Consider the following 6,453-nt stretch of genomic DNA (forward strand, 5'->3'; position numbering starts at 1 on the left):
ATCGGAATTTCAAGCCTTTTTGCTAAATTTATGGTTACGGCGGAATGATACTCGCGTACCATTCCGTAACGAAACCATAGCCAAAACCGTTGGCATTAATTATGAAAAAGCCAGAAAATCCAAATAAAAAATTTGAATTGGTAATAAAGGATTCGGAATTACCATCTTTATCCAAAGAATTTGCAGAAGTTGCAGTGGATGGAATTATGGACGACGGAGTTTTGAGGGATTTACCTTTGGTTGGGTCACTTATTGGAGCTGTGAAATTCGGGAATTCGATAAACAAATATCTTTCGGCAAAAAAAATCTACAAATTCCTATTCGAGCTTCACCATATTCCTCAAGTACAACGGATTAAAAAAATTGACGAGATCAATGATTCGAAAAAATATCAAAGTAGTGTGGGGGAAATGATATTTGAATTACTAGAGCGATTAGAAAGTGATGGCAAACCGGAAATTATAGGAAAATTATTCGCCGCGGTTATTACAGAAGAAATAGACTATCGGACTTATTTAAAATGTGCACATATTATAAAGAGTATGTTTTATTATGACTTAGAAGAGCTTAAAAATAAATACGACGGAAAATATGTTATTGGGCCTGTAAATGATGGAATTTTCAATAGCGGACTTGTAGATGTTAATTTCGCAGCCACTTTTGACCAGACAAAGAATCATCATCCAAAAAAATCTGATACAACTTTAACAGGACTTGGAGATGTGATAATCAATATTGGAATGAAATAACTAATGCCAACAAGGGCTATAATTCATTGCTATATTCTGACTAACTTGAAACCCTTAAACAAGTAAAACGGCTGGATTTCATACGGAAAAGTCCTTCGGACGTTCTCCGCAACGAAATCATAGCCGAGACCGTTACCTGCAAGCACAAAACTAAGTGGACAACAAAATAGAAACATATGACACTCTTTGGAGTTTAGTTGACCTTGACACAGAAAATCACAAGGTTAAGGACATTGCTAAATTATTTTTAAATGCAATGAACGATTGGCCAACTTTGAATCAAACTCTTATTTCGGATTTTATAAAAGAATTTAAAACCTTTTTCGGAAAGCCTCTGACCATTGAGAAGTTAAATACGAAAAAATTCAACGGACAAAACACTTGGCAATTAGAAGCAGGAAGTTCAATTGCTGAACTAATGAGCATTTCAACAAGATTTTGCAACGAATCGGACTTCGATAAAATCACAGCCAATATTCTCAATCATTACAACAAAGAATTTAACAAGGTGGACTTTATTGCCGAACTTCAATATTTAGCAACTGAAGATGGTGGACGAAAAACACCTGCAAAATCAGGATATAGACCACAAGTTAAATTTGATTTTGACGAAATGCAGACTTCCGGGCAACAAACTTTCATTAATAAAGAATTGGTAAATCCAGGTGAGAATGTAAAAGCGAAAATAAAGATTTTATCGCCAGACTATTTTGCGCATACTTTGATAGAAGGAATGGAGTTTGAATTTAGGGAAGGTGCGACAACAATCGGGACTGGTAAAATAGAATATATCGTGAATGAAAAATTAGAAAAGCCAGCAGGTAACAACGTGTATAGTTCATTGCTCTAGTTGGTTAAGAGGAAGATTTTATCCTACAATTTGTATATTTCGTTAGTGGAAAAATTTGAAAGCACAGCTTTCGCTTTTTCCTCACTGCGAATTTTCGCCGTAAACGGCTCATCTGAAGCTAAAAAGCTCCAGCTGAAATTCGCAACGAAACCATACACGAACACGTTACCTGCAAGCTGAAAAATGAAACCCGAAAGAAAAATAAAAATAGCCGAATCATTCTCTAATAAATATGCAGAGACTGAATTGGATATTGACTTATCACAAAAAGAGTTTGAGTTTTTAGACAGAGGAATTTTTGCAGGAAATATGGATGAAAAATGGAATATATTCATTCATAATGATTCTTTATTCTTTGCCAGAAGTTGGACTGACAACTGTATTTACAAAGCTGATTTGGAGACCAAAAGGCGTGGAATAAAACTCAACAAATTAAAAGTTACAAGAAATACAGATGAATACAAGGGAACGGATTTGAAATCTGATACTGACCTTTTTAAAAAATTGCTTCAGATGTATTTGGATAGAGAAGATTTATATATTGACGAAAGAGTAAATCTTCCTTTAATTAAATCAACAATAGAAAAATATAGCGCACAGAATGAATTAAGAAAAAGTATTGGTTCACAAAGCATCGAATTGAATCTGCGAATTTATAATTCTTTGATTGAATCAAGTTCTGATTATGTAACTGTAATTGGACTTGAGGAATTGACCAATAACACTAAAAAATATGACTCGAAATACGAACTGTTAAGTTTGCATATTTCGAATAAAGAAAACCCAAAGGATTCAACAACTTTCTTTTTCAATCAGGAAGGAACTGAATTACTTGGACAGATAACAATAGATAAAAAAGCCAGCAGGTAACAATGGCTATAAGTAATTGCTTGTTCTCGCCTACTTCTGAAAATCCTAGCGGATTTTCAGTTTGGTGTGTGCTTGCAAGGTTAAGTGCTAAACCACGCAACTACTCATAGCCTAGACCGTTAGCACCAATTTGAAAAACCCAGCATGTACAAAGAACACCATTCATTTCATACACCTGAAAAAGAACTAACAGTTTGGAGGTATCTGGATTTTGAAAAATTTGTTGACCTTATTACAAGTGGTAAATTATTCTTTTGTAGGTCTGATAATTTCGAAGACCCATTTGAAGGAATCTTTCGATTAAAAGATTACGAAACCACAAAAAACATGTTTGATGACCAACACATCACTAAACAATATTACTTTTTGAATTGTTGGCACATTAATGAAAATCAATCTGATGCAATGTGGAAAATATTCCTAAATACTAAAAATGGAATAGCAATAAAATCAACCGTTGGAAATATAATCGAAAGTTTAAAAGATTCCGAAGACGATGTAAACATAAGTAAAGTTTACTACAGAGATTTTGACAAAGTTACTTTTCACGAATTGATGTTTGAAAGTCAAAATAGACAGATACTTGGAGGAAGAGGCGGAAGTGTTAATCAATTTAATTACAAAAGAATAAGTTTTGAACACGAAAAAGAATTAAGACTTTATCATGTTGATTTACCAATTCCACACGCTATAAAAAATGGAATCCCAAGAGAACCATTAACACACAAACATATTGACATAAATTTATCTGAATTGATTAACGAGATTGTAGTTGCACCTTTTGCAGATGATTGGTTTAAAAATATGGTTGAAAATCTAACCAAAAAGCTTAATCTGAATTTTGTAATTACTAAATCAGATTTATATAATTTAAATCAATAGAAACTTTTGATAAGATTAGCCACATTCGAGAATAATTCTTTTGAACCATTTAAAACTATAAGTCAAGAAAGTTATGACCTATTGAGAGCAGATTGTGATGTACTAAAAAAATCATATACTCAATTTGTTGTTTTCAAAAATTTACAACTTAATCTAAAAGATTATTTCGATTTTATTGATAAATGGACTAATGTGCCAGCATATAAAATGGATGTAAGAATTGCTAATGACATTCACTTTGTGATGTATGCAAATAAACTGATTCTAAACGTGCTAATGTCATTTATTTTTTTTGTTGATAATGCAAAAGCATTTACAAAAAGGAATCATGGAGTCAAAGCTCAAGAATCATTTATTCTACTCACAAATGAGATTTACGATAAATCATTTGCTTATCGTTTTCTATACAAATTGAGGAATTATTCTGTACACTTGGGATTTGCGTTAGAAGTAATAAACATAGGAATTAATTTCAATCATAAAAACCCTGAAATAAGCGAACACTCGATAAAATTATTAGTTGATTTAGACCTCTTGTTAAAAGAAAAAAAACTATTTGGAAAAAGAGTTCACGACGAACTAAAAGAAATGAAAGATTCAGATACTGAATTAAATCTAATTCCATTGATAAATGAGTTATCTCATTACATTATGGAATTACAGAAGAATATTTATTCTTTTCAGAAAGAAGAACTAACAAATTCAATTGAAAACATGGAAATGTTTGTTGGAAATAATAAGACTAAAACTAACGCAATTAAAGTATATCATAATATAGAAAGAAAAGGAAAGGAAGTCAGTTTTTCAGTTTATGACGTGCCTTATGATATGTTGACCGAATTTAAAAACACCTATAAAAACTGGTGCTAACAACGTATATAATTTATTGCTAGTTCTTGCCTACTTACGAAAATCCTCGCGGATTTTCTATTCGGTTTTTATTTGCTAAATTACGTGCTAAACCACGCAACAAACCATATACAAACACGTTGGGTGCAATTAAAACAGAACGAAATTGAGTTACGGAAAATTTTTAGACGAATCTGGAGACTTGAATGAATGGAGAAAGAAAATCAATCTTCCTGACCAACATTACGAGAAAACTTTTGCGGACTTAAGAGATATTTGGATAAAAGACAACAGATATTCCGAACTGATTGCATTCATACACGAGAATTGGGACTCTGGACAATGGGACGAGTTCTTTGAACCACTCGAAAAGCATTTAATCGAAAACAAACTGGAAAAGGAATTTATCAAGTTTTGGAAAGGAATATTAAGACATCGTTTTTCAAGTTTATGGGATTGGAACAAAGAGTTTGGCAGAAAGACAGAATATTGGGATGGGAGTAAAAAAACTTTTGAATGCCAAAAATTAACTTTAGAAGGTTTATACAGATTCAAACAAGGACTTGTCGAACTTGGAGCTGAACAAGAAATTCAAAAAACTAATGAGTTAATAAAAACAGTTGACAAATTAGAAAAACCTAAACCAAAAAGGACAACCGACAAAAGAAAGATTGACGAAAATGTGTTTTGGGAGTTAATAAAACTAAATCGAGAAAAGTCAGAAGACAAATTTGACTTCATAGAAAATTTATCAAATCAATTAGAGGAGTTTAAACCAACTGAAATAAAACGATTTGAAAGGACTTTTTTAAGCAAATACAACGAATTAAATCGTTGGGAAATTTGGGCTTTGGCTTACATAGTAAGACGTGGTTGTGGAGATGATGCTTTTGACTACTTCAAAGCTTGGGTTATCTCAAAAGGACAAGAAGCATTCGAGGATGTTAAAAACTTAAAAGTTTCGGAATTGAAAAAACATTTTGACGAAGACCCACAACTCGAAGAAATGTTCTCGCTTGCCGAAAACGTTTATGAAAATAAAACAGGTGAATTAATGTCGCCTGTAAGAGTTAAAAAACAAAAACTGACTGGAAAACAGTGGGAAGAAGAAAGTTTGGAGAAGGACTTTCCAGAAATTTGGAAAATATTTGAACATAAAATAACTGCACCCAACATTGGCTATAAGTAATTGCTTGTTCTCGCCTACTTCTGAAAATCCTCGCGGATTTTCAGCTTGGTGTGTACTTGCAAAGTTTCGTACTAAACCACGCAACTACTCATAGCCTAGACCGTTGGCATTAATTTGAAGAATGAACATTTTTGACAAAATAAAGAACATAATCGACAGACAAAAAGCCATAGATGAGTTCTATGATGATGTTGAGAATTTGGATGAAGTTCTTCTGGACAAAAGATTGGAAATTTTTCAAGAAGTAGTCTCACCAAGGTTATCCAAAATCGGACTTAAAAACTGGAATGGAAAATATATTTGGTTTAGTGACTTCAACAATGAGGGAATAAAACACGTAGTTGAATACAATGTTTTAAAAGGATTCGGAGGTTCATTTTCGTTTGGTAACTGCTTTGATTACGTTCCTACAATTTCTGGAAAAAAGCTTGTAAATCATCGAACAGAGAAATCAACAAAAATCATTTATTTCAAACGTTTAGAAGGCTGGCAGGAAAGTTTTGAGAAAAACAAGCCAATTAATCCCGACAGAATAAGTACGATTAATGAGCAAAAATTCCGAGATAGTTTAGAACGAGTTCTTTTTAATAACGTTCCGAAGATTAAAAGTTGGTTCGAAGGAAAATCAACATTGGAAGAAAATATTAATGGACTTCTTTATGATGTAAAAAATCCTGTATTTGAAATCGGACAGAGAATAATCTCATCTGAATATATACTGGCTTTTTTGCATAAACAAAAAGGTGATTTGAATTCAGCCGAATTTTGGTTAAATGAACATTTCAAAAAGAGAATAAACTCTGAATTGGAAATTGAACTTCTAACAAAAAGAATAAAAAACTAATACCAACACCGTGTATAGCTCATTGCTTGTGAATTTCCTACTCGGAAATTCTTGCGCAATTTGCTATCTTGTTTCCTTAATCGGAAAATCATACTGATTTTCCGCAACAAGCCATACACAAACACGTTGTACGCAAGCTGAAAAATGGATACCGCAAAAGACGAAAAATACTGGAAAGATTACACGGAATTCATTAATGAAGTAGAAAAGCTGACTGAAT

Annotated in this window: 7 protein-coding genes; all 7 read left to right on the forward strand. The window is 32.6% G+C overall.

Going from position 1 to position 6,453, the window contains the following annotated elements; translation table 11 throughout:
- The first annotated feature begins 101 nt into the window (after positions 1-101).
- The 7 genes from BUB95_RS14010 to BUB95_RS14040 all read left to right on the forward strand — a co-directional run bounded on the left by BUB95_RS14010 (position 102) and on the right by BUB95_RS14040 (position 6,233).
- Positions 102-749 carry a hypothetical protein gene (locus BUB95_RS14010; protein ID WP_073087687.1) on the forward strand — a complete coding sequence of 216 codons (648 nt, stop codon included), beginning with the start codon at positions 102-104 and terminating at the stop codon, positions 747-749.
- A 154-nt stretch (positions 750-903) separates the two neighbouring features.
- Positions 904-1,599, forward strand: a complete 696-nt coding sequence (locus BUB95_RS14235) for an EF-Tu C-terminal domain-related protein (protein ID WP_083573402.1) — start codon at positions 904-906, stop codon at positions 1,597-1,599.
- A 183-nt stretch (positions 1,600-1,782) separates the two neighbouring features.
- Positions 1,783-2,469 carry a hypothetical protein gene (locus BUB95_RS14020; protein ID WP_073087689.1) on the forward strand — a complete coding sequence of 229 codons (687 nt, stop codon included), beginning with the start codon at positions 1,783-1,785 and terminating at the stop codon, positions 2,467-2,469.
- A 144-nt stretch (positions 2,470-2,613) separates the two neighbouring features.
- Positions 2,614-3,351, forward strand: coding sequence for a DUF2971 domain-containing protein (locus BUB95_RS14025; protein ID WP_073087691.1), 738 nt, complete (start codon positions 2,614-2,616; stop codon positions 3,349-3,351).
- Positions 3,352-3,357: 6 nt separating this feature from the next.
- Complete coding sequence (locus BUB95_RS14030; RefSeq protein WP_073087693.1) at positions 3,358-4,221, forward strand: hypothetical protein; 864 nt, start codon at positions 3,358-3,360, stop codon at positions 4,219-4,221.
- A gap of 145 nt (positions 4,222-4,366) precedes the next feature.
- Positions 4,367-5,389 (forward strand): DUF4240 domain-containing protein, encoded by a 1,023-nt coding sequence (locus BUB95_RS14035; RefSeq protein ID WP_073087695.1) that lies wholly within the window; start codon positions 4,367-4,369, stop codon positions 5,387-5,389.
- A gap of 121 nt (positions 5,390-5,510) precedes the next feature.
- Entirely contained in the window at positions 5,511-6,233 is a 723-nt protein-coding gene (locus tag BUB95_RS14040; protein WP_073087697.1) for a hypothetical protein, read from the forward strand.
- Positions 6,234-6,453: the final 220 nt, after the last annotated feature.

Source organism: Winogradskyella jejuensis (assembly GCF_900129745.1).
In the GTDB taxonomy this organism is placed as follows: domain Bacteria; phylum Bacteroidota; class Bacteroidia; order Flavobacteriales; family Flavobacteriaceae; genus Winogradskyella; species Winogradskyella jejuensis.

What these genes read in the sequence shown, in the direction of transcription:
- BUB95_RS14040 (WP_073087697.1), top strand. Translation starts at nt 5,511, where the DNA reads ATGAACATTTTTGACAAAATAAAGAACATAATCGACAGACAAAAAGCC.
- BUB95_RS14020 (WP_073087689.1), top strand. Translation starts at nt 1,783, where the DNA reads ATGAAACCCGAAAGAAAAATAAAAATAGCCGAATCATTCTCTAATAAA.
- BUB95_RS14025 (WP_073087691.1), top strand. Translation starts at nt 2,614, where the DNA reads ATGTACAAAGAACACCATTCATTTCATACACCTGAAAAAGAACTAACA.
- BUB95_RS14010 (WP_073087687.1), top strand. Translation starts at nt 102, where the DNA reads ATGAAAAAGCCAGAAAATCCAAATAAAAAATTTGAATTGGTAATAAAG.